Origin of the sequence: Eisenbergiella sp. OF01-20, assembly GCF_003478085.1 — a bacterium.
In the GTDB taxonomy this organism is placed as follows: Bacteria; Bacillota; Clostridia; order Lachnospirales; family Lachnospiraceae; genus Eisenbergiella.
Window position 1 is genome coordinate 146396 of record NZ_QUES01000004.1, and the last position, 21659, is coordinate 168054.

A 21659-nucleotide genomic window follows, 5' to 3' on the forward strand; every position below is an offset into this window, starting at 1 on the left:
AGTTATGAGGAGCGAGGAGGAAATAAATGCTTAAGAAACCGGTGATTCAGAAATTTGACAAAGATTTATTCAAGAACAGTGTGGTTTATAATGTAAAGACCCTTTACCGTAAAACCCTGGAGGAAGCTACCCAGCAGCAGATTTTCCAGGCGGTGTCCTATGCCATCAAGGATACTATTGTGGATAACTGGATGAATACCCAGAAGGAGTATCAGAAAAAGGATCCGAAAACCGTATATTATCTTTCCATGGAATTTCTGATGGGCCGTGCATTGGGAAATAACCTGATCAACCTGCAGGCGTACAGCGATGTGGAGGAAGCCCTGGAGGATTTGGGTATTGATATCAATATCGTGGAGGATCAGGAGCCGGATCCCGCGCTCGGCAACGGCGGCCTGGGACGTCTGGCGGCCTGCTTCCTGGATTCCCTTGCGACTCTGGGCTATGCCGCATACGGCTGCGGAATCCGTTACCGTTACGGGATGTTTAAACAGGAAATCCGCGACGGTTATCAGATGGAAGTGCCGGATAACTGGCTGGCGGACGGCAATCCTTTTGAACTGCGCCGTCCGGAATATGCCAAAGAGGTTAAATTCGGCGGTTACGTCAATGTATATGTGGATGAAAACGGACGCAACTGCTTTAAGCAGGAAGGCTATCAGTCCGTGAAGGCCGTACCTTATGATATGCCTATTGTGGGTTATGGAAACGGTATTGTGAATACGCTGCGTATCTGGGATGCGGAGCCGGTGGAGTGCTTCCAGCTGGAGTCCTTTGACAAAGGGGATTACCAGAAGGCTGTGGAGCAGGAAAACCTGGCAAGAAATATTGTGGAAGTGCTCTATCCCAACGATAACCATTACGCCGGTAAGGAGCTGCGCCTGAAGCAGCAGTACTTCTTTATCTCCGCCTCCGTACAGGAAGCGGTGGAAAAGTATATGAGGAAGCACGATGATATCCGGAAGTTCCATGAAAAGGTAACCTTCCAGCTCAACGATACCCATCCTACGGTTGCGATTGCAGAGCTGATGCGCATCCTGATGGATGATCATTATCTGACCTGGGATGAGGCCTGGGCGGTCACCACAAAGACCTGTGCCTACACCAACCATACCATCATGGCCGAAGCCCTGGAAAAATGGCCGATTGAGCTGTTTTCCAGACTTCTCCCCCGTATTTACCAGATTGTGGAAGAAATCAACCGCCGCTTTGTGGCCCAGGTTTCCCAGATGTATCCCGGCAACCAGTCCAAAATTGCCAAAATGGCCGTTATTTATGACGGACAGGTAAAGATGGCGCATCTTGCTATCGTGTCCGGTTATTCTGTCAACGGCGTGGCAAGGCTCCATACGGAAATCCTGGAAAAACAGGAACTGAAGGATTTCTATGAGATGATGCCTGAAAAGTTTAATAACAAGACAAACGGCATCACCCAGAGAAGATTCCTTCTTCACGGGAATCCGCTTCTGGCACAGTGGGTAACCGGGCATGTGGGCAGTGACTGGATTACGGATCTGTCCCGGATCAGCGGCCTGAAGATTTATGCGGAGGATAAAAAAGCGCAGCAGGAGTTCATGAACATCAAGTACCAGAACAAGGTGCGCCTTGCCAAATACATTATGGAGCACAACGGTGTGGAGGTGGATCCCCGTTCTATCTTTGATGTACAGGTGAAACGCCTTCATGAGTATAAACGCCAGCTGCTGAATATCCTTCACATCATGTACCTCTATAATGGACTGAAGGACCATCCGGATATGGATTTCTATCCCAGGACATTTATTTTCGGAGCCAAAGCGGCGGCGGGCTACCGGAATGCCAAGCTGACCATCAAGCTGATCAATGCGGTGGCGGATGTGGTGAACAACGACCCTTCCATCGGCGGCAAAATAAAGGTGGTATTTATTGAAGACTACAAGGTTTCCAATGCGGAATGGATATTTGCGGCGGCGGATGTGTCCGAACAGATTTCCACGGCCAGCAAAGAAGCTTCCGGAACCGGAAATATGAAATTCATGCTTAACGGTGCCCTGACGCTGGGAACCATGGATGGAGCCAATGTGGAAATTGTGGAAGAGGTGGGGATGGAAAACGCCTTCATCTTCGGCTTAAGCTCGGATGAAGTCATCCGGTTTGAAAACTACGGCGGCTATAATCCCATGGACATTTTCAACAACGACCCGGATATCCGCAGAGTGCTGATGCAGCTTATCAACGGGACCTTTGCCCCGTATGATACGGAGCTGTTCCGTCCTCTTTACAATTCCCTGCTGAACACCCAGAGCACCTCCAAGGCGGATATGTATTTCATCCTGAAGGATTTCAAGCCTTATGCCGAAGCGCAGAGCAGGGTGGAAGCAGCTTACCGGAATGAGGAAAACTGGGCGAAGAGCGCCATACTGAATGTCGCCTGCTCCGGAAAGTTCAGCTCCGACAGAACCATCCAGGAATATGTGGATGAAATCTGGCATCTGGATAAGGTGGTGCTGCCGAAGAGGGCGGAGAAGACCAAGGTGACGGAAAAATAAACGATATTCATTGACATAAAGTGTAATCGGATGATAGTAGAATAAAAGATATAACAGTTCGGACAAATGGGAGCTGTTGTTAAAAGATGCCGGATTCATCAAGGGGAGTACAAAAAGTACTGGTTTGGTGAGAAGGCATCTTTTAAATTCATGAACGAAAATGTTAGCATTCACAGCATCTCTGCACCTGTGGGAGAGGACGTGAACTGTTACTGAATGGCGACAAATTCCTAGAAACTAATCAGCAGGTCAGCGCATTTACTGCGCTGACCGTAAGAATGTGATACAGGAAAAAGGGATACCGTGTTCCGCCCTACCCCTTGACCGCCCCGCCGGTAATCCCCTCCACCAATTGGTTGGAAAACAGGAAATAAATAACAATGATGGGAATCAGCGTTATCATAACAGCCGCAAAGGACACATTCATATATTTGATGAACTCATTCAGATAATTATAAATTGCCAGAGGCAGGGTGCGCACACTCTTCCCGCCCAGGAGAACCATAGGCATATAGAAATCGTTCCACTCGCCTACCGCCGTGATTAATGCTACCGTAGAAATAACCGGTTTACATAACGGAAGGATGATCTGGGCAAAAATGCGGAATTCGCTTGCGCCGTCAAGCCGTGCGGATTCATCCAAAGCGGTGGGGACGGTGCGGAAAAACTTCTGGAAGATATATACGGAAAGGGAAATGCCGGAGGCGTATACCAGTATCATTCCCGGAAGCTTATTCAGAAGGGACAGCTTTTTCAGGATGATGAACAAGGGGAGGACGCTCACCTGGATGGGGAACATCATTCCAAACAGGAAATAAGAGGTAAGAAGGGGCTTTCCCTTAAATTCATACCGGGCAATGCCGAATGCCGTCAGAGCGGCAAGCATCACGCAGCCGGTGGTGCCGCAGCCGGTCAGGAGGATGCTGTTGAGAAAGTAGCGTCCGAAGTTGTCCTTTTTGAAAATTTCGATGTAACTGTCCAGGGAAAAGGACTGGGGCCAGCCAAACGTATCGTTCAGGATATTTGCCTTTGTTTTAAAGGAATTTAAAAAGGTGGAAAACAGGACAAATATGGTGATGCTTGTGAATAAAAGCAGTAATATGGAAAATATCCAGCGCACCAGGCGGGAAGTGCCGGATATGATTTCTTTGTTTTTTCCTTTCTTTGCCATATGTCCTCCTTAGGTATCGTATTCAAATTTGGTAAGCACTTTATTCTGGATAAAGGTAACGATCATGATGATAAAAAACATGGTTACGCTGATGGAAGCGCCGAAGCCCAGATTTACCTCGCCGCTGAGTACACTGCCGAAGGTATACCGGTAAAAAACCAGATTGACAAAATCCAGGGAGCTGTTTACGCCCCCGGTGGGGCCTCCCAGCATAAACGGAATATCGAAAACACCCAGTGCCCAGATAGAGCTCATGACGATAATGGAGGAGCAGGCCGGAAGGGACAAAGGGATCAGGATGCGGAACAGGCGCTGCGCCTCGGAACAGCCGTCTATTTTGCTGGCTTCGATAATATCCGAAGGGATATCCATCATATTGGCGTAGAAAATCATCATACCGGACGCGGCGCCCTGCCATAAGACGAGGGCAATCATGATTTTAAAGGACAGCTTGGGGTCACCTACCCATGCGCTCACCAGACCGTCCAACCCTAATTTCTCAAAAAAGGTATTCAGAAAACCTATGGTAGGGTTAAATACCATAGTGGCAAAAAAACTTACGATGGTAGAGCTGATTACATAGGGCATGAATATCATGAACTTGTAATATTTGAAGAAGGGAATCTTCAGATAAAACAAATATGCCACCAGGAACTGGAACGGTGTGATGATAAACCAGACACAAAGCAGGTATTTCAGGTTATTTTTCAGGGCGTTGAAAAATACGGGGGCAATTCTTGTATTTGTAAATAAGGTTTTAAAATTCTCCATTCCGACCAGCTTCATTTCACCCAGTCCGGACCACTCAAACACCGACAGGTATATGACATAAAGGATGGGAAGGATGATAAAAATGGTGTATGCAATAAAGCCGGGAGTTATAAAAAAGAGATACGGCTTTTTCTTTCTTCGTTGTTTCATATTCGATCTCCTGTCTGTTTCGTGACATCTATACGGACCTGCGGCGAAACCGTCCATAGCATCCCCTCCCTGCTAGGGGAGGGGATGCCGCAAGGCACAAAGGGCCGTCTGGATGGTTGCTTTACAGGTCCGTATCGGGCATTTGCTATTGCATTTCTTTTCCCAAATCATCCATAAGCTGGTCTACGGTGATATCCCCTACGAAAAGCTTGGGGAAGTATTCTTCGGTAATTGCATTTCCGGTTCCGCCTTCCACGGAATGTTTGGAAATGAGGGACTGCCAGCTTGTATATACGTTATCACAGTTGGAAATCTCGTTGGCAATGGGATTCGCAGACTGGATTTCCGGGCTTCCTGATACGGCTCTCTGTACCTGAACCCATGTGGTCTGTGCTTCCAGGGATGCGCAGTACTGGGCGAAGGCCTTTGCCGCTTCCGGGCTTTTGGTATCTTTATAAATGGAAAAGCCGTTTGCACAGGTACCAACCATACCGGTAGTACCATCTTCCGCGGGAATCTGGAAGGCTCCGTAATTCAAATCCGGGTTATTGGATTCAATGCTGGACATTTCCCAGGATCCGCCGATGAACATGGCTGCTTTGCCGGTGGTAAAGGTGAGAATAGCTGCAGAGCCGTCAATAACACCTTTGTAGTTATCTCCATAATATCCTTTGTCCGCCCATTCCAGCATTTTATTCAGGGCATCTTTTGCCGGCTGATCGGTCAGTTTAACGGAATAATCGGAAAGACCTTTGGTATATTCCGGATCCATTGCGGATAAAACCGGTTCAAAGATAAATAAAACACTGCCGAAGCTGGTGGGAGAGAAGGAGATGGGAATCACGCCGGCTTCCTTTTGTTTTGCAAGCAAATCTTCAAATTCACTGAATTTTGAGGGGATTTCCCAGCCGTTTTCGGTAAAGAGATCCTTATTATAGAAGCAGGCCCTTGTGTCCATGGTAAGCCAGGGAACGGAATAAACCGTGTCATTGATGGTGGCAAGCTTCATGCTGTCCTCGGTAAGGGCACTGAAATCCAAATCGCTGATATCCATGAGGACGTCGTTTTTTACATAATCCTGCATATTTGTGGTAGCAGTGCCGTTGGTCCAGAAGAGATCAGGAGCTTCCCCGGACTGGATGGCAGTGGTGAGGAGGCTGTAATAGGTATCCCCATCCTTGATTTCATATTCCACTTCCACATTGGGATATTTTTTCTGGAAACCTTCAATTACGGCGGCCAGAGAGTTTTCAAAGCCGGTGCCATGTTCCCAAATGGTTAAAGAACCGGTAATGGAGTCATCCGCCGCGTTCTCATTTGAGGCGGCGGGTGTTTCTTCAGCAGCCTCCGATGCAGGAGCTGTGCTTGTTTCCTGAGGCTCCTGTGCGGATGGCGCCGTTGTGGAAGCGGCATTGCCGCAGGCTGTCAGACTGCCGGCCAGAAGCGCAGTACAGGTTAAGAGAGCCAGAACTTTTTTCCCTTTCATAATGAATCCTCCTTGTTTTTGCGGTAACCTCGAGATTATGGTTTCATTATATCGGCTTTTGGGTACGGAACAATTAACAATCTTACCATTCCGGTTCACAATATTATCCAATCCCTGCATAAGAATTTAAAAATGTTACGGATCTTATGATTTATTCACGATTTTATCCGAATTTTCCAGAACCTTCCGTCCGGTTGTAAATGAAAAAAGCGTATGATAGAATGAAAAATATTCTATCCGTGCGTACGGGAGGGTTTATGGAGAAGAAAAGCCTATTTTTAGCAAAGCCCTTGTCAATCAGTTTGAAGCATCATGTGGTGCTGTACTATATTTTTCTGATTATAGCACCTTTTCTGTTGGTCATACTTTTGTCGGTCAGTATCATGTACCGCTATACCTGCAGGATTTATGGGGACTATCTGGTCACTAATCTGAAATCCACCCAGGAACAGCTGAATACCGTTTATAACCAGTACCGGGATTTATCCATGACGCTGTATCATAATAATACGGTGGATATTCTGGAAAAAAAGGAGATCACCGATGCGGATTGGGAGCAAATACGCCTGGAAATGAGCAACATCTGCAATGCCAACTCGAAAATGGCGTCCATGCAGATAGAAGTGCGGGGGACTATGGTCCATGCGGGGTCATCCAATGCCTCTATCGTTGATTATGTAAATAAATGCAGATCCCAGATTACCGGCGAAAAAGGAAGAGTGGTCTGGCTTCCCAGAAGCATATACTCCCCCTATCCGTTCGGGACCTACAAGTATGTGATTGCCCGCGCTTTGAATGCAGAGGATAAGCAGAATATTGGAATCATGTTTATGACGGTTGATAAATCGGTTTTTGACGATGCCTTCGGCACCATTAAAATGAACGGTGCCGTCACCTATGTCCTTCACCCTTCCGGCATGGTGTTGTATTCCTCGGATAACAGCAGACTGAATCAGGACTTTCATATACCAGGCATGGTATTTACGGAGAAAACCGGATTTTTCACCCGGAAAATACAGGGAGCGAATTGCCTTGTAGCCTATTCGAAATCCTACAAGACGGATTGGATCCAGCTGGCAATCGTTCCGGTCAGCTCTTTTTTTACGGATTTCAAACCGGTGGGGATCAGTATTTTTATGATAGCCTGTATCTATGTGATTCTGATATTTGTAATGATTGTGCTGATGAACCGTCATATCATCCATCCTATCCTTTCCCTGACCCATGCCATGGACCGATTTGCGGAAGGCGAACTGCAAATCAGCGCGGAGGAAATCTATAAGACAAAGGAAATCAACAGCCTTTTCATCCATTTCAATGCAATGACAAGAAAAGTAAACGAACTGATTCTGGATAACCGGAAGGTGGAACGGGAGAAAAACAGCTTCGAAATGCAGGTGCTGATTTCCCAGATGAATCCCCATTTCATTTATAACTCTCTGAACACGGTCAAATGGCTGGCGGTGATTAACAAGCAGGCCACCATTCAAAATGTGACAGATTCCCTCATTTATATCCTGATGCAGATCACAAACAAGGGCAGCAGCCTTCATACGGTTGCCGAGGAAAGAAAGCTGCTGGAGCATTATGTGGTGATCCAGAAAACAAGATTTATGAATTTTGAGATGCATTATTGTGTGGAACCGGATACGGAGAACCTGCTGATTAGGAAATTCCTGCTGCAGTCTATAGTGGAAAATGCCATTATCCACGGCTTCAGCAGGGGGAAACTGAGCGGCGGGAGGATAGAGCTGCAGTCGTACCGGGAAGAAGGGAAGCTGCATGTGGTGATCCGTGATAACGGGAAAGGTTTTGCTGTCCCGGAATGGGAGCGGCAGGAGGAGGCCGCCGACAAGCAGCATACCAATGTGGGGATAAAGAATATCCGGCAGATCATCAAACTGGAATACGGAGAACCCTTTGGCCTGTTTATGGAGAGTGAACCGGGGAAAGGCACCTGCGCCCATTTTATCCTGCCGGTTATGGAGAGGGGAGCGAGGGAGGAAAATGATACGGATAATTATAATCGATGATGAGATCTTGGCAAGGATAGGGATCCAGACCTTTCTGGAAGGGAAACAGGATATCATGGTGCAGGGAACCTTTTCCTCTTCCCTGGATGCTCTGGCGTACCTGCGGGGAGGCAGCCAGGTGGATATTGTGATAACCGATATCGAGATGCCGGATATGGACGGGCTGGCGTTTATTAAAGCGGTACGGGATGAAAACCTGAGCACGGGTATCATAATCGTTAGCTGCCATGATAATTTCTCCTATGCCAGGGAGGCGCTGGAATTAGGGGCGGACAGCTATATCCTGAAGCAGGAGGTTACGGAAGAAAAATTAAATGAGGTAATAGAAAAAATAAACGGGGAGAAAATCCTGCCACGGCTTGCGGAAAAAAGCCCGGGCGGGAAAGAGAGATGGACACAGGAGGGACAGGTAAGCTGCAGCAGCTATGCGGTGGGGGTTTTAAAGCTTCAGAGCCGCGACAGCCCGGATGATTCCCTTTTATCAGGGCATGTGGATAAAACGATGCTGATCCATCTGCTGGATAACATTGTGGAAAAGGAAGGTATGGGAACCTTTTTTTCGCCTTATAATAAAGAAATGTTTATCCTGTTCCAGTTTCCCGGGGAACAAAGCGCCGGAAAAAAGGCGGAGCAGCTCCAAACATACTGTGACGGCCTGAATCAGAATGTGCGGCTGTTTGTAAACGAGCGGCTGCTGATAGGGTGCAGCGGGTTTTTTGAAGAACTGAAGGAAATGCGGGAACGGTACCAGGAAGGGCTTGCCATGCTGCGCCAGGATTTCTATGAACAGGGAAAGTGGTTTTTTGCAGCAGATAGATCCGGGATGGGTAGGAAAGTGTCCTTTTCTCCGGATGCGGATCGTTTTACAGAAGAAGGATGGATGGAAGAGTTCGGCAGGCAGCTGGGGGATTTTCTGGAACATTGCAGGGCCAGGATGGAGGATCCGGATCTGGTTAAAAAAGAACTGTTCCACGGGATGAACCGGTTTATTTATGCCCTTGCCCAGAAATACAGCCTGGCAAGCCAGCTGATTCTGGGATTCGGGGGAAAGCTGGAGGAAATTATGAACGCTCCCTGCGTAAGCCGGCTGGAACAGGAGCTGACGGCAGAAATGCAGGAGCTGTCCCGGTCCCTGTTAAAAAGGCTGGCCGATGACACGATGGAATCGGTGCTGCAGTATCTGGAAGCGCATATTTGTGAAGCGATACCCCTCACAGAAGCGGCACAGCTAAGTTTTATGAGCGTGCCGCATTTTTGCAAACGGTTTAAAGAATATACCGGGGAAACCTATGTGAAATATGTGAATAACAGAAGGGTGGAAAAGATAAGGGAATATTTGGACTGCGGAAAATATTCCCTGAATGAGATCGCTTCCCTGATGAATTTCCAGAACATGAATTATATGATCCGCCTTTTCAAGACGACAACAGGGATGACCATCCGGGAATATAAACGGACGTTAAAAAAACGGAACGGGAGAGATACAGGGCCGGACTGAAACAGAAAAAACCCGGAAAAATGACCGGGGCGGTCCATTTTCGGGGCCGTCCCGGTTTCCTGAATAAAGTTACCTCTGCGGGGAAACAAGCGTCTTTTTATCATAGGGAAGCAGGCAGACATTCCCCCATAAACCGTAAGGATCGGGAACTCTTATCTCAGCCTGCCATTTAGGATAGGTGACCGCATTCCTGTAGGTATAATCCAGCAGGGCATTGAGGAGAGTGGAGGCTACGGTAATGGTCAGTGTGTTTTCCCCTCTGTGCAGGCAGGGACCGATATCGATGGATGAGGAGGACTGATTCACAGGGATTTCTCTGTGGTTGACTGTAATGCTGAAGCTGTCACAGATTTTTCCCAGTTTCAGGAGATAGCCTGTATTGTCCTCCCAGGCCTTATCCAGGAAAAAAGAAGTTTCATAGATACCGATACCGGAGGTGCTTTCCTGCCCCGGAAGATCCTTCCAGGGTACCAGATCCGGCAGCGGATCGAAAGTGAAAACCGTCTTTACGCTTTCGGAGGGAACCGGGCTGTCGGTCCATTTTTCCAGTATGAGCTTCCAGTTTTCCAACGCAATGGGAGAGCCGGACGGCAGTTGCTCGTATATGCCGCCGGCTGTATCATATTCTGCCCGGATGCTTAAATCTTCCGTATGGACAGAAGGCAGATCCAGGCCGAGACGGGCCGGATCCCGGGTCAGGGCAAGGATACAGCTGCCGCCTGGTTCCAGGTTCAGAAGTGCGGTAACGGTCCCTTCTCCTGTCTGGTAAGCGGCAAGAGGGCGGATACAGCCGCTCCAGGCATCCAGCAGACAGGGGATCCCTTCGCCCGTCAGGGTAACCAAGGTTTCCTGGGAAGGCATTTCCTGCGCCTGGGGATAGGTATCGGCATCTCCGTAATTATAGAAGTAATAAAAATCCGTATCCGGCGTATGCCGGGAAACATTGAGTATCCGGGAGCGTTTGTGATATCTGGCAAGGGGAAGGATCCGCAGGGCCTCCAGCTGTCCGGGAACCTCCTGTACGGAAGGTACCTGTTTTACCCCGGGAAGAAGCAGCAGTTCCTCTATAATCGGAGTGATATCCTTTTCCCGATGGAAGGCGGACTGCCGGGGAAGCTCACCCACGAACAGGATTGGCAGGCCTTTTTGGGCGAAATCCAGCAGCCGGAGGGCGGTTTCATAGGGCAGGAAGGTCTGGTTTTCCAAAAGCAGCGCCTTATAGGCCGGGCCGTCGGCTGCGAGCACCGCATGGTGCGGCTCCTGCGGCGATTCGGAGACTATGGTCCCGGAAAGTGCCAATGCGGAGGGGCTGATAAAATCATAGGTATAGCCAAGCTGCTCCAAAAGCCCGCCGTCATCATATAATTTAACCGCCTGGTTGAAATCAATGGTTTCTTCATAGCTCTGCCGGAGGACGGCAAGATCGGTTCTGCCAATCCCCTGCCGGAGTATGAATTGATTCCGGGCGAGGAAATCGGTGTAATGGTTCACATGAAGCCAGTTGGGCTGGCAGCTGCTCCAGTTGTTGGAGAATTCACTGTAGCCCATGGTGGTGTAGCCCGGCCAGTGTGTTCCCGGCAGAAACCCGTTTTCGTTTCCTTCTCCCTCATAATAACCCTCGTAGGAGTAACCATGGAACACGGCCTGGTTGACACAGCAGGAAAAAGCCCGTTGTATATGCCACAGCTGGTTCCCCCAGGTCTGCTGGTAATTACCGGAATTAACGCCGCCGTTGCCCCTTCCGTTCATTTCTGCGGAAGCCTCAATGGAATAGATTTGTTTGCCGGAAAGGTGCATGCTGCCTGCCTGCAGACGGTAGAAATCAAGGATATCCCCGCCGTATAGCGTTTCGGTCTCCGGGATGGATACATACATGGCTGTCTGGGCCAATTCCAGAACCTTTCCATAAGAAGTCTGGTAGCGCAGGTTTATATGATGCTTTTCACAAAATGCGGTAAGCGGCACCAGATGGTTATCTATGTAGAGCCGGGTGAGAAATTCCTGGTAATCACGTAGGATCTGTTCCGTGTGTTCATCGAACCGAAATTCCGGCACAGGGAAGGATACGAAACAGCCCGGACTGTCCGGATCATACAGAGCCGGCAGATAGGGGGCCAGATCATACTTGTTTTGCTCACGGAAAGCATCCAGAAAGCCATAGGTCCAGTCCAGATGGGTCTGGAATTCCAGGGAATCGATGAACAGGGAAACCATATTGGAAAAGTCCCCGCCGAAGCAGGGGATAAGCTCCCTTTCCCAATATCCGGTAAGACGCCTGGTGGCTTCCCTGCTGTAATGATCCAGCTGGAGATTCTGACAGGTCCTGTTTCCTGAAGGATGCTCCCACCAGCCGAACAGCACGTACTCCCCTTCCTCCTCCGGGCAGAAGGATATACTCCAGGAAAGGGGATCTCCATCCTTTGGAATGACCTCTTCCCCGAGGCGGAATGCTCTGGCCGAGCCATAAGCAAGTGTTTTGGTTTCTTTATCCGCATAACGGGCGCAGGTCACCGCAGCCAGCCGGGGAAGAGTGCCTGCACTGGCGGCATCCTCCACAGCCTGGGGAGGGATCGGGACGGGGCCGGAATAAGGGCGGTCTTTAGTGATTCCGTCCCGATAAGCGGAATCCGCTTCCATCTGCGCGCCCTGCAAAGGGTCGGAGGCATCGGTGATGCCGGGAAGGGAAAGGGGCCAGAACGGAGTCATGGAAAAATCAATGGTAAAGTCATATTTCGCCGCGGTACGCAGAATATGCCTGGCGAAAGCTTTCCAGCCGGGAGTGCCCCATTCAATGGTAAAAGCGCCGGAGGTATCGAAGCGGGGCATGGGGACAACTTCGGCGCCGCCAAAGCCTGCTTCCGCCATGGAACGGATATCCTTTTCAATGCCGTCCATGCTGAGCATGGCGGAGGGAAGCCACCACCGCATTCTGGGCCGGCTGCACCCGGCGGGTTTCCGGAATTCTTCCGGAAAGCTTCCTTTGGTTTCATAGTGGGCCAGTGAAGGCCATTGGGGATTGGTACGGTAATTTTTCATAAATATCACCTCTTGGGAATCAAGTAAGAAATTGTTGGCTTGCCTGTTACATGATGTGTCCATTATAGGATGTTTTTTGGCAGGACAGTATTGAATAACAGGACGAAAAAGAATAATATTTATGTAATAAAGTGACAAGGAGACAGCGATGGCGGAGGAGAAGGATCAAGATGCCGTGCGGGAATGGATCGCATGGGAAAAGAGCAGGCCGGAGAGCCCCAAAGACAGCAGAGAGGGGTATTATACCAATCTGTCTGGGGATAACGGGGAGGAAGAGGCCGGGGCAGACGGGGAAAAGGAAAACCATCAAACCATACGGGCGGAGCATGCCTTTGCCGGGGAAGAGCAGGTAAAGGCAGCTATGGAAACGATAAAAACCGCGGATCGCAGAAAGGGAGTGCACCGGTTTGTGACCCGGTATCACAACCATGATTTTTTTGAGCTGGTTTTTGTATATCAGGGGCATTGTACCACCACGATAGAGGGGAAAGCAGGAACGCTTAACGAGGGCGATATCTGTATTTATAACCTGGAAGCTGTGCATCAGCTGGGAATTGAGGAGGAGGAATCGGTTATTTTTAATATTATTATGAAGAAGGAATGGTTTCACAGTACGCTTCTGCCCTTGCTGGATAATACCAATCCTATATCCGCCTTTTTTATCAAAGCGCTGTACCATATCGAATCGCCTGCCGGCCATCTGGTATTTTCCTGTGAGGAGGACAGCGGGGCACGTTCTTATCTCCTGACGGTTATTGAAGAATATTACCGGAAAAAAGAAATGTACCAGAATATGATGAATGTGAATCTGGCCGGGCTTTTTATCGCTCTGGCCCGTCAGTATGAAAGACGGATCGCCTGCCGGAGCATGGGGGAGGATAAGGTGGATATTGTCCGGGTTATCTCTTATATTTCCGTTCATTACAAAGATATCACGCTGGAAACCCTGGCCGGTCATTTTAACTATACGCAGCGGACAATGATGCGTCTGATAAAAAAATATACCTACAGGACCTTCAGCAGCCTGGTCATGGAATTCCGTATGAACCGGGCCTGTACGCTTCTGAAGGAGGGAAGGATGACCATTGAGGAGATTGCGGCACAGACAGGCTATGGGGACAGAAGCTATTTTGACAGGGTATTTAAACAGTGCCACGGGATAACCCCTGCACGGTACCGGAAGGAATGCCAGTACTAGTACAGCGTTACATTACTATCACGGTAATGCTGTACTAGAGTGTTACTCCCGTTGTTAAAAAGGATATGTTAAAGTTTTGACTGCTATATTGACAATCAGTAAACTGTAAAGTATGATAATTATATTCGTATTATTTCATCATGTGCGCTCGCACATTCTGGCAGTTTCTGCCGAAAATCACATTTATTTAACGGCAGGGACGAAAGGCATGCCTCAAGGCGGCATTATCCGTGTTCCTGCCCATTTGGGAGGTAAAAATGAAACAAAGGACATGGATATCTGAGGAGCTTAAAGCTGCCCGGATAAAGGTACAGTATGATGAACATGTGAAACGCATTTTGGGCAGCAGGCAGGTTCTTGCCCGGATTCTTAAAGGTGCTGCGGCAGAATATGAAGGGTATTCGGTTGAGGAGATTGTCAGTTGGATTGATACCGATATTGAAATTGCCAGGACTCCGTTGCGTCCCGGAGGGAAGGGAAAAGAGGATAGTTTGATAACAGGGGACAATACAGAAAGTAAAATCCCGGGGGAAGGTTGCATTACATATGATATCCGGTTCCGGGCCTGGATTCCTGGGGACGAAGATCCGTCCATGATAAAGCTCCTGATCAATATTGAAGCGCAGAAAAGTTTTTATTTAAAATACCGGATTGTCACAAGGGGAATATTTTATGGGGCACGAATGATTTCGGAACAAATGGACAGGGAATTTACCGCTTCCGATTATAACGGGCTGAAAAAAGTATACAGTATATGGATATGCATGAATGCGCCGGTGGAAGCAAAAGAAAAAATTCTGGTACAAAAATATGGGATGGACATGGAACGTGAAATGGGAGAGGAGCTGAAAGAAATGTGCAATTTAAGTGAGGCGATTGAAGAACAGGGCATAGAACAAGGATTGCTGCTTGCAAAAAAAATAATTACCCTTGCGAAAGAAGGCCGAAGTGAAGGGGAAATCGCAGAAATATGCGGAATTACGGTGGATAAGGTGCGTGAAATCACGGAAGATTGAACGCAGAAGAAAAATCCTTCTCCATCCCGGCAGCGCGCCGCAGACAGCGGGCGGAAGGCCATTTTGCGCCTGCGAAGTTTGAGTAACGCACCTAAGCCAAAAGGTTTAGGTGTTGTTTTTTATGTCCTGATCGGTACCGGAAAGAATGCGGCGGAACACATTGACTGCAAAATGCTGCTGGTGATAAGCTATATAACAGGGAAATGGTTCTTTCCCGGGTTTGGAGGCAGGGGGACTATGGTATGCATAGAGGGAATTATTTGTAACGGTCCGGACAGGTCTGAACGGTTACTATCATTTACGGGAGAGAAGGGGAGTTATGGTGAAAGTACTTGTGGCGGATGATGAACGATGGATCCGCAAGGGTATCGTCCGGATGATTGACAGGGAGAGGAATCATATCGGGGATGTCCTGGAAGCGGAAAATGTAACGCAGGCCCTGGAGATTTTCCGGCAGGAGATGCCGGATATCATTCTTTCGGATGTTATGTTCCCCCAGGAGAACGGCTGTGATCTGGGAGAACAGATTTATGAAATCAACCCCAAAGCGAAAATTGTGATGATTTCTGCCTATGATGATTTTGACAATGCGAGAAGGGCGATCCGGTTCCGGGCCGTGGATTATCTGCTGAAGCCGGTGAGCAGGGATCAACTGAACGGGATTCTGGATGAGTGTGTGCGGCAGCTTGAGGCGGAGCGGCAGCAGGGGGAGAGTCCCGTGGGAGATGTGCTGGAGGAGCGTCTGGCGGCGCTTACGGACGAGAATTCTTCCTCCCGGTTTGTGGAAAAGCTCATGCAGGATATCCGGGAGGACTGTGCCAGGCATTATCCTCTCAGCCGGATGGCAGAGGAATGCCATGTGACGGAATCCTATTTTTCCAGCCTGTTTAAGAGGGTGTCGGGAAAATCCCTGGTGAACTATCTTGCGCAGATAAGGGTGGAAAAAGCGCAGGAACTGATTGCATCCACGGAATATAAGCTGGGACAGATTGCCGGGGCAGTGGGGTATGATGATTACCAGTATTTTACCAAGGTGTTTAAGAAAATCAGCGGGGAGACCCCGGGAGAATATAAAGCGCGCATTGCCAGAGAGATAGAGGACGGGGATGGAACGGAAATTTGAAAAGCTGGGGATGCGGACGAGACTGATCCTGGCCTTCGGCCTGGTTCTGCTGGTGGCAATGCTGGGGACGACGCTTTCTATTAATTATTACAGCCATGACTTTATCAGCGGCCTGCTGGAGCAGAATAATTCCCAGCAGATGAAGGAAATCAATTATGAACTTAACAGCCTTTCTGATAAGGTGAATCAGATTTTTATATCCTTCAACAGCGAGCAATTGTATGAAATGTTCCGTTACCAGCCTCATATGAGTGATTTTGAACAGATGAAGCAGCGGCTGGATTATGAACATGAGGTGAAGGAAACGATAAACGGCAATAACCTGCAGTCCGTTGTTACGGGGGTTATCTTTTATGTGAATGAAAATAAAAATGCCTATGTGGGTAACGGCGCCATACAGAAGGATTTCTCGTTTCAGGAAGCGGACTGGTATCGGGAATTCCGCAAAAACGGCAGCCTGAAGCTGGTGTACGGGCCGTTGACGGAGGACTTCAGGCCGGAAAATATAACTAAAAATGAGGCGATCTATTATATGAGGGCCTGGAATGTGCCTTCTTCCAGCGGATTTAGACAGGAGGAGAAGCCGTTTATTCTGTTCAGCATCAATATGGATTATATCCGGGGGATTTTTGAGGAATATACGCAGAATTCCAGGGGGTATCTGATAGCCGGCGGCGACGGGGAAATACTGGCCCGCATCAACCTGACGCCGGATCAGGAGAAGGACATCACCGGGCTGATTGCTAACCACAGGGAGGATCTGGGAAAGTCGGGAACCTTCCTGAATAAGGAATGGTTTGTGGACGGGGTGGGGAATGAGCAGTTCGGATGGCATATTTATTCCGCAGAATCCACGGAGGATACCTTCCGGGATATGAACCGTATTATACGGAATATCAATCTTATTATTCTGGGAACCGGTGTGGCCGCCATGGCGCTGACTGTTATTTTCAGCAGCCGGATCATGATGCCTATAACGCTGCTGAACAAGCTTATCAGCACCATTGAAGAAGAGAATGATACGTTTATCCAGGTGAAAAGCAATGACGAGCTGGGCCAGATCGGCAACCGCTTCAATCAGATGAAACGCAAGCTTCAGGAAATGAGCGCCAATATGTATCTGAGCAGGGTACAGGAAAAGGAAGCCCAGCTTTCCGCCCTGCAGTCCCAGATCAATCCCCATTTTCTGTATAATACGCTGGATAATATTTATTGCATCGCCCAGATAGAAGAGGTGGATTCCATTGTCCTGCTGACGGAAAACCTGTCCCATATGATGCGGTACAGCTGTGATATGAAAAATCACAGAGTACCTCTGGCGAAGGAAATCGAGCATGTCAAAGCCTATGTAAGCATCATAAATATGCGGTTTGATGACAGTATCAGCCTGGAATGCAGGGTGGACGGCCCCCTTTTACAGATAAGTGTGTTGAAGCTGACGCTGCAGCCTCTCGTGGAAAATGCCTGGAGCCACGGAATTCTGCCAAAAAACGGCCACCGGGGAAGCATCCGCATCTGTGCCGAAGCGGAAGGGGAAACGCTGACGGTGACCGTAACCGATGACGGAACGGGCATTACGCCGGAGAGGAGCAGGGAGCTGAACGCCCAGCTGGCGGAGATCAATTATGAGGCCACGGATTCGGAGAACGGGACCGGTGTGGCGCTGAAAAATGTGAACAACCGCATCAAGCTTTCCGACGGCCCGGAATATGGCGTGACACTGTATCCGGCACAGGGGGGCGGCTGCCGGGTGGTGATGAAGGGAAAGATGAAGTAAAGTTCAGGAAGGCCTGCGCATTTACTGCGCTGCCCGTAAGAAAACGTGGCGGTAACGGTTCAGATCTGGATGAACGGTTACAAGCGCAAAAAGAGGGAATAAAAGATGTCTTATGCTGACAACGGATGTCCTGTAGTGCGGGATATCCGTTGTTTTGGATAAGTAACCTGAAGGAATGAGGCAAAATATATAAAAAAGTTAAAAATAATACACATAAGATATAAAAATAACCCACTGATTTACGGTTTGTAACCTTATAAAATAAATATATCGAATAAAGTGAATAAGAGAAAAGTGATTTTATCAAAGGAAATATCACATTTGCCACAAGCGAAGGAGGGAAGGGGATATGAAACAACGGATGCCACGTTCTGCGAGCTATCCTCATATACAAAAGGAACCGGCCGGCGGCCCCCGGGGGAATAGGAAGGAGCCGTTGAAAAAGAAATCTCTGTCCGGGATGGTGAAGCCGTATCTGTTCCTTCTGCCTATTTATCTGCTGATGGTCACCTTCAAGTATATTCCTTTTGGTATGGCGATTATAAAATCCTTTTTTAACTGGAATGGTGCCAACGTCAATCTTTTTGTGGGGCTGGACAATTACATAGCGGCATTCAGGGACATCACCTTCACCAAATCCCTGGTAAACAGCCTCTGGATTGCCGGAGCGGACATTCTCATTGTCCTTTCGTTCCCTCTGCTGGCAGCGGAACTGCTGTATGCGGTGAAGTCCGCCGGAAAACAATATGTGGTGAGAACTGCTTTCACGTTCCCTATGGTGGTTCCCAGTGTGGTAATCATCCTGCTGTGGAAATGGATCCTGGCGGGGGATACGGGGGTACTGAATAATATCCTTTCCTCCATCGGCCTGGAGAATCTGGCAAAGCCGTGGCTGGGTGACAGCACGACGGCGCTGGGTTCTATCATAGCCATAGGGTTTCCCTGGCTTGGCAGCGCTTCCCTGGGGGGACTGCAGTTCCTTCTCTATTTCGGGGCGCTTCAGAATATTTCCAAAGACATGTTTGAAGCGGCGGAAATAGACGGCGCCAACATATTCCAGCGGTTTATCAAAATTGATTTACCCATGCTGGCCAGCCAGATGAAGCTTACGGTAACGCTTGCTATAATTAATGCGGTACAGGTATTTGATACGGTTTATATACTGACCAAGGGCGGGCCGGGGACAGCCACCATCACACCTTCGGTGGTACTCTACGAACAGGGCTTTACCTACCGGAAAATGGGGTACGCATCCGCAATCGGGGTAATTATGTTTGCCATTATTATGATACTGACGGTGATTAACCAGAGGGTTATGAAAAATACGGAACGTATGGATTAGGGGAGGGACAGCGCCATGAGAAAAACAATCAGTATTTTCAGCCGTATTCTGTTGGGCATTCTTTTGCTGCTCACTCTGGCCCCTTTTTACCTGCTGGTTATCAATTCCTTTAAAGGGCAGACCGAAATCATTAAGACGCCATTTCAACTGGCGGTGAACTGGCAGTTCCTGAATTATGCGAAGGCTCTGCCCCAGGTGGTCCGGCCCATGCTGAATTCCCTGCTGGTGACCTTTGCGGTCATTCTGATAACTGTAGTGGTTTCCATGCTGGCAAGCTACGCTTTCGTCCGGTATGAGTATTTTTGGGGAAAAGAGTTTTTTTATTACGGGATTATCGCGCTTCTTATGATACCGGGTTTTGTCATGCTGATACCGCAGTTTGTACAGATTACCAATCTGGGGCTGTTTAATTCCTATTGGGGACTGATTCTGCCGCCCGCTGCCTATCAGGTGGCAATGGGGACTTTTCTCACACGAAGCTCCATGGAGTCCATTTCCAAGAGTCTGTTTGAAGCCGCGGAAATCGAAGGCGCAGGGGATATGGATATTTTGCTCAAGGTAGTGCTTCCCCTGTCAAAGCCTATCCTTTCCACCGTTACTATCATGACAGGGCTGAATGCATGGAACAATTACATCTGGCCGCTGGTTGCCAGTTCCGGCGAGGCCACGCAGCAGATAGCGGTGGCGCTGACCAAACTGATTGTATCGGTATCGGATGGTAACGGCGTGCTGTTTGCCGGATATATCATCGCTTCTCTTCCTCTCGTTATCCTGTTCTGCTTTGCCAGCAAATACTTTGTGGCAGGCATCACGCAGGGCGCGGTAAAGGGCTGATACAGGAGGGAAAAAATAACGGTTCAGACAAGGCGGAACCGTTATGCGGAAGCAGGAAAAGGAAGGGTAAAAATCAAGGTTAAAATCAAGGAGGAATGGAAATGAAAAAGAGATGGAAAGCAATCGCTGCAATCGCAATATCCGTAACGCTGCTTGCGGGCTGCGGAAGTTCCCGGAACACGGAGGCACCGGCGGAAACCGGCGCAGGTACCGGCGGGGAGACACCGGTTTCGGCAGCGGCGGAAACGGGAGGGGAAGAAACAACAGCAGCCGGGGATATGGATTTTTCCGGGGTGACGCTTGTATTTGCCCAGGACCTATCCACGGACGAAACAGCCAATACGCTGTCCGAAGAAATTATTAAGGAATGGGAAACCAAGACAGGGGCTGCCGTGAAATTTGAAAAGCAGCCTACCGATTACCGGGTCTGGCTGACCACTCAGTTTACCGCAAACCAGGGACCTGATGTCTATACAGGGATTATCTATGATATCACGGCGGATTATGAAGCGGGATATCTGTATAATTTCAAGGATCTGTATGAAAAGGAAAGCCCCTATGATACGGGCAAGCCGTGGAAGGAAACGCTGCCGGACTCCATTCTGGAAAGGATGTATCTGACGGATAACGATGTGCCGGGATATCCTTCCTCCACAAGCGTTGTGCGGATTTTCTACAATAAGTCATTGTTTGACGCCGCTGGTGTCCAGGTGCCGGAAACGTGGGCGGAATTCATGGATGTGTGCGGGAAGCTGAAGAGTGCGGGGACAACACCCTTTGCCTTCCCCAATGCCTCTAAGGACGATCTATCCTGGCTGTGGTTCAACAACTCCGTGTGCAGCCAGCTGAACAACGACCTGGTGGCTGAGACGGATATATCCGGAAACGGCTTTATCGAACTCAATGAAATGGTAAAGGCCTTTGATGAAGGGACGCTGGATTTCACCTCCGATTCCATCAAGGATTCCTTTGACCTGATGAAGGATTTTTCGCAGTACTGGACCTCCGACTATAACGGGCTGGATCAGAAAACAGCAATCGATATGTTTATCCGGGGCGAGGTTGCCATGGTACAGGCCATGTCCACCAACCTGACCGCCATTTCCGCAAATGTGGGAGACAGCTTTGAATACGGCGTTATGGCAATCCCGGTAATCACAACACAAACCAATGAAAATGCCATGGGGAAATCCGTGATTCTGGGCGGTCAGCCCGATATCATATTTGCCGTAAACAAAGCGTGTGAGTCCGATCCCGTGAAGCTGGCGGCTGCCATTGATTTCGCGCAGTTTATGTCATCCCCGGATGTGCAGAGGAGGTTTGCGGAAGGGATTAACCGTATCCCGCTTTCCACGAGTACGGAGCTGCCCGACAGGCTTTCCGGCTTTATTATTACAGAGGAACCGCTCCGTTTCGCCTATTACACGGGAGTGAACAGCGAACTTCGTGATTTCTTCTGCCGCGGCGGACAGATGTATCTGGAAGGGACCTATGATACCGATGCGTTTGCCCAATATGTGCAGGACTCCTTCCGTACGGTATTTGAAACCATCAAGGCGGAAAAAGAGTGGAGTGCCGATAACAATTACGGGCTGGATGCGCAGTAAATGGGAAGGGATCGAGCCGTTACACAATAACAGGATTTCCTGTCTGGACAGAGGAATAAGTGGGGCTGGCCCGATGGCCGGCCCCTTTT

Annotated in this window: 14 protein-coding genes; 10 read left to right on the forward strand and 4 right to left on the reverse strand. The window is 48.9% G+C overall.

Annotated features, from left to right (window positions below; genetic code table 11):
• Nucleotides 1-26: 26 nt before the first annotated feature.
• Nucleotides 27-2528, forward strand: coding sequence for a glycogen/starch/alpha-glucan phosphorylase (locus DXA36_RS07625; protein ID WP_118677951.1), 2502 nt, complete (start codon nucleotides 27-29; stop codon nucleotides 2526-2528).
• A 313-nt stretch (nucleotides 2529-2841) separates the two neighbouring features.
• On the opposite strand, the gene DXA36_RS07630 is transcribed toward DXA36_RS07625, so the two are convergent.
• The 3 genes from DXA36_RS07630 to DXA36_RS07640 form a co-directional block, all read right to left on the reverse strand.
• Nucleotides 2842-3699, reverse strand: coding sequence for a carbohydrate ABC transporter permease (locus DXA36_RS07630; RefSeq protein WP_118677953.1), 858 nt, complete (start codon nucleotides 3697-3699; stop codon nucleotides 2842-2844).
• A 9-nt stretch (nucleotides 3700-3708) separates the two neighbouring features.
• Nucleotides 3709-4620: a carbohydrate ABC transporter permease gene (locus tag DXA36_RS07635; protein WP_182478972.1), complete on the reverse strand. Its 912-nt coding sequence runs from the start codon at nucleotides 4618-4620 to the stop codon at nucleotides 3709-3711.
• Between the two features lie 145 nt (nucleotides 4621-4765).
• Nucleotides 4766-6106, reverse strand: a complete 1341-nt coding sequence (locus DXA36_RS07640) for an ABC transporter substrate-binding protein (protein WP_182478973.1) — start codon at nucleotides 6104-6106, stop codon at nucleotides 4766-4768.
• A 257-nt stretch (nucleotides 6107-6363) separates the two neighbouring features.
• On the opposite strand from DXA36_RS07640, the gene DXA36_RS07645 reads away from it, so the two are divergent.
• Together DXA36_RS07645 and DXA36_RS07650 are read left to right on the forward strand one after the other, a co-directional pair.
• Entirely contained in the window at nucleotides 6364-8139 is a 1776-nt protein-coding gene (locus tag DXA36_RS07645) for a sensor histidine kinase (protein WP_182478974.1), read from the forward strand.
• The gene (locus DXA36_RS07650; RefSeq protein WP_118677961.1) at nucleotides 8114-9637 is read left to right on the forward strand and encodes a response regulator transcription factor; all 1524 of its coding nucleotides are present in this window, start codon (nucleotides 8114-8116) and stop codon (nucleotides 9635-9637) included. The genes DXA36_RS07645 and DXA36_RS07650 overlap by 26 nt, the downstream gene beginning before the upstream one ends.
• A gap of 69 nt (nucleotides 9638-9706) precedes the next feature.
• On the opposite strand, the gene DXA36_RS07655 is transcribed toward DXA36_RS07650, so the two are convergent.
• Nucleotides 9707-12673 (reverse strand): glycosyl hydrolase, encoded by a 2967-nt coding sequence (locus DXA36_RS07655; protein ID WP_182478975.1) that lies wholly within the window; start codon nucleotides 12671-12673, stop codon nucleotides 9707-9709.
• A 148-nt stretch (nucleotides 12674-12821) separates the two neighbouring features.
• On the opposite strand from DXA36_RS07655, the gene DXA36_RS07660 reads away from it, so the two are divergent.
• From DXA36_RS07660 to DXA36_RS07690, 7 genes are all read left to right on the forward strand, one after another.
• Complete coding sequence (locus DXA36_RS07660; RefSeq protein ID WP_118677965.1) at nucleotides 12822-13871, forward strand: AraC family transcriptional regulator; 1050 nt, start codon at nucleotides 12822-12824, stop codon at nucleotides 13869-13871.
• 257 nt (nucleotides 13872-14128) lie between these two features.
• Entirely contained in the window at nucleotides 14129-14887 is a 759-nt protein-coding gene (locus DXA36_RS07665) for a hypothetical protein (protein WP_118677967.1), read from the forward strand.
• Between the two features lie 319 nt (nucleotides 14888-15206).
• Nucleotides 15207-16010, forward strand: a complete 804-nt coding sequence (locus tag DXA36_RS07670) for a response regulator transcription factor (RefSeq protein ID WP_118677969.1) — start codon at nucleotides 15207-15209, stop codon at nucleotides 16008-16010.
• Nucleotides 15994-17787, forward strand: a complete 1794-nt coding sequence (locus DXA36_RS07675; RefSeq protein WP_118677971.1) for a sensor histidine kinase — start codon at nucleotides 15994-15996, stop codon at nucleotides 17785-17787. Before DXA36_RS07670 ends, DXA36_RS07675 begins: the two co-directional genes overlap by 17 nt.
• A 436-nt stretch (nucleotides 17788-18223) precedes the next feature.
• The gene (locus DXA36_RS07680) at nucleotides 18224-19129 is read left to right on the forward strand and encodes a carbohydrate ABC transporter permease (RefSeq protein WP_182478976.1); all 906 of its coding nucleotides are present in this window, start codon (nucleotides 18224-18226) and stop codon (nucleotides 19127-19129) included.
• Between the two features lie 15 nt (nucleotides 19130-19144).
• Nucleotides 19145-19963, forward strand: a complete 819-nt coding sequence (locus DXA36_RS07685) for a carbohydrate ABC transporter permease (RefSeq protein WP_118677975.1) — start codon at nucleotides 19145-19147, stop codon at nucleotides 19961-19963.
• 101 nt (nucleotides 19964-20064) lie between these two features.
• Nucleotides 20065-21570: an ABC transporter substrate-binding protein gene (locus tag DXA36_RS07690; RefSeq protein WP_182478977.1), complete on the forward strand. Its 1506-nt coding sequence runs from the start codon at nucleotides 20065-20067 to the stop codon at nucleotides 21568-21570.
• Nucleotides 21571-21659: the final 89 nt, after the last annotated feature.

What these genes read in the sequence shown, in the direction of transcription:
- DXA36_RS07625 (WP_118677951.1), top strand. Translation starts at nt 27, where the DNA reads ATGCTTAAGAAACCGGTGATTCAGAAATTTGACAAAGATTTATTCAAG.
- DXA36_RS07630 (WP_118677953.1), bottom strand. Translation starts at nt 3,699, where the DNA reads ATGGCAAAGAAAGGAAAAAACAAAGAAATCATATCCGGCACTTCCCGC.
- DXA36_RS07635 (WP_182478972.1), bottom strand. Translation starts at nt 4,620, where the DNA reads ATGAAACAACGAAGAAAGAAAAAGCCGTATCTCTTTTTTATAACTCCC.
- DXA36_RS07640 (WP_182478973.1), bottom strand. Translation starts at nt 6,106, where the DNA reads ATGAAAGGGAAAAAAGTTCTGGCTCTCTTAACCTGTACTGCGCTTCTG.
- DXA36_RS07645 (WP_182478974.1), top strand. Translation starts at nt 6,364, where the DNA reads ATGGAGAAGAAAAGCCTATTTTTAGCAAAGCCCTTGTCAATCAGTTTG.
- DXA36_RS07650 (WP_118677961.1), top strand. Translation starts at nt 8,114, where the DNA reads ATGATACGGATAATTATAATCGATGATGAGATCTTGGCAAGGATAGGG.
- DXA36_RS07655 (WP_182478975.1), bottom strand. Translation starts at nt 12,673, where the DNA reads ATGAAAAATTACCGTACCAATCCCCAATGGCCTTCACTGGCCCACTAT.
- DXA36_RS07660 (WP_118677965.1), top strand. Translation starts at nt 12,822, where the DNA reads ATGGCGGAGGAGAAGGATCAAGATGCCGTGCGGGAATGGATCGCATGG.
- DXA36_RS07665 (WP_118677967.1), top strand. Translation starts at nt 14,129, where the DNA reads ATGAAACAAAGGACATGGATATCTGAGGAGCTTAAAGCTGCCCGGATA.
- DXA36_RS07670 (WP_118677969.1), top strand. Translation starts at nt 15,207, where the DNA reads ATGGTGAAAGTACTTGTGGCGGATGATGAACGATGGATCCGCAAGGGT.
- DXA36_RS07675 (WP_118677971.1), top strand. Translation starts at nt 15,994, where the DNA reads ATGGAACGGAAATTTGAAAAGCTGGGGATGCGGACGAGACTGATCCTG.
- DXA36_RS07685 (WP_118677975.1), top strand. Translation starts at nt 19,145, where the DNA reads ATGAGAAAAACAATCAGTATTTTCAGCCGTATTCTGTTGGGCATTCTT.
- DXA36_RS07690 (WP_182478977.1), top strand. Translation starts at nt 20,065, where the DNA reads ATGAAAAAGAGATGGAAAGCAATCGCTGCAATCGCAATATCCGTAACG.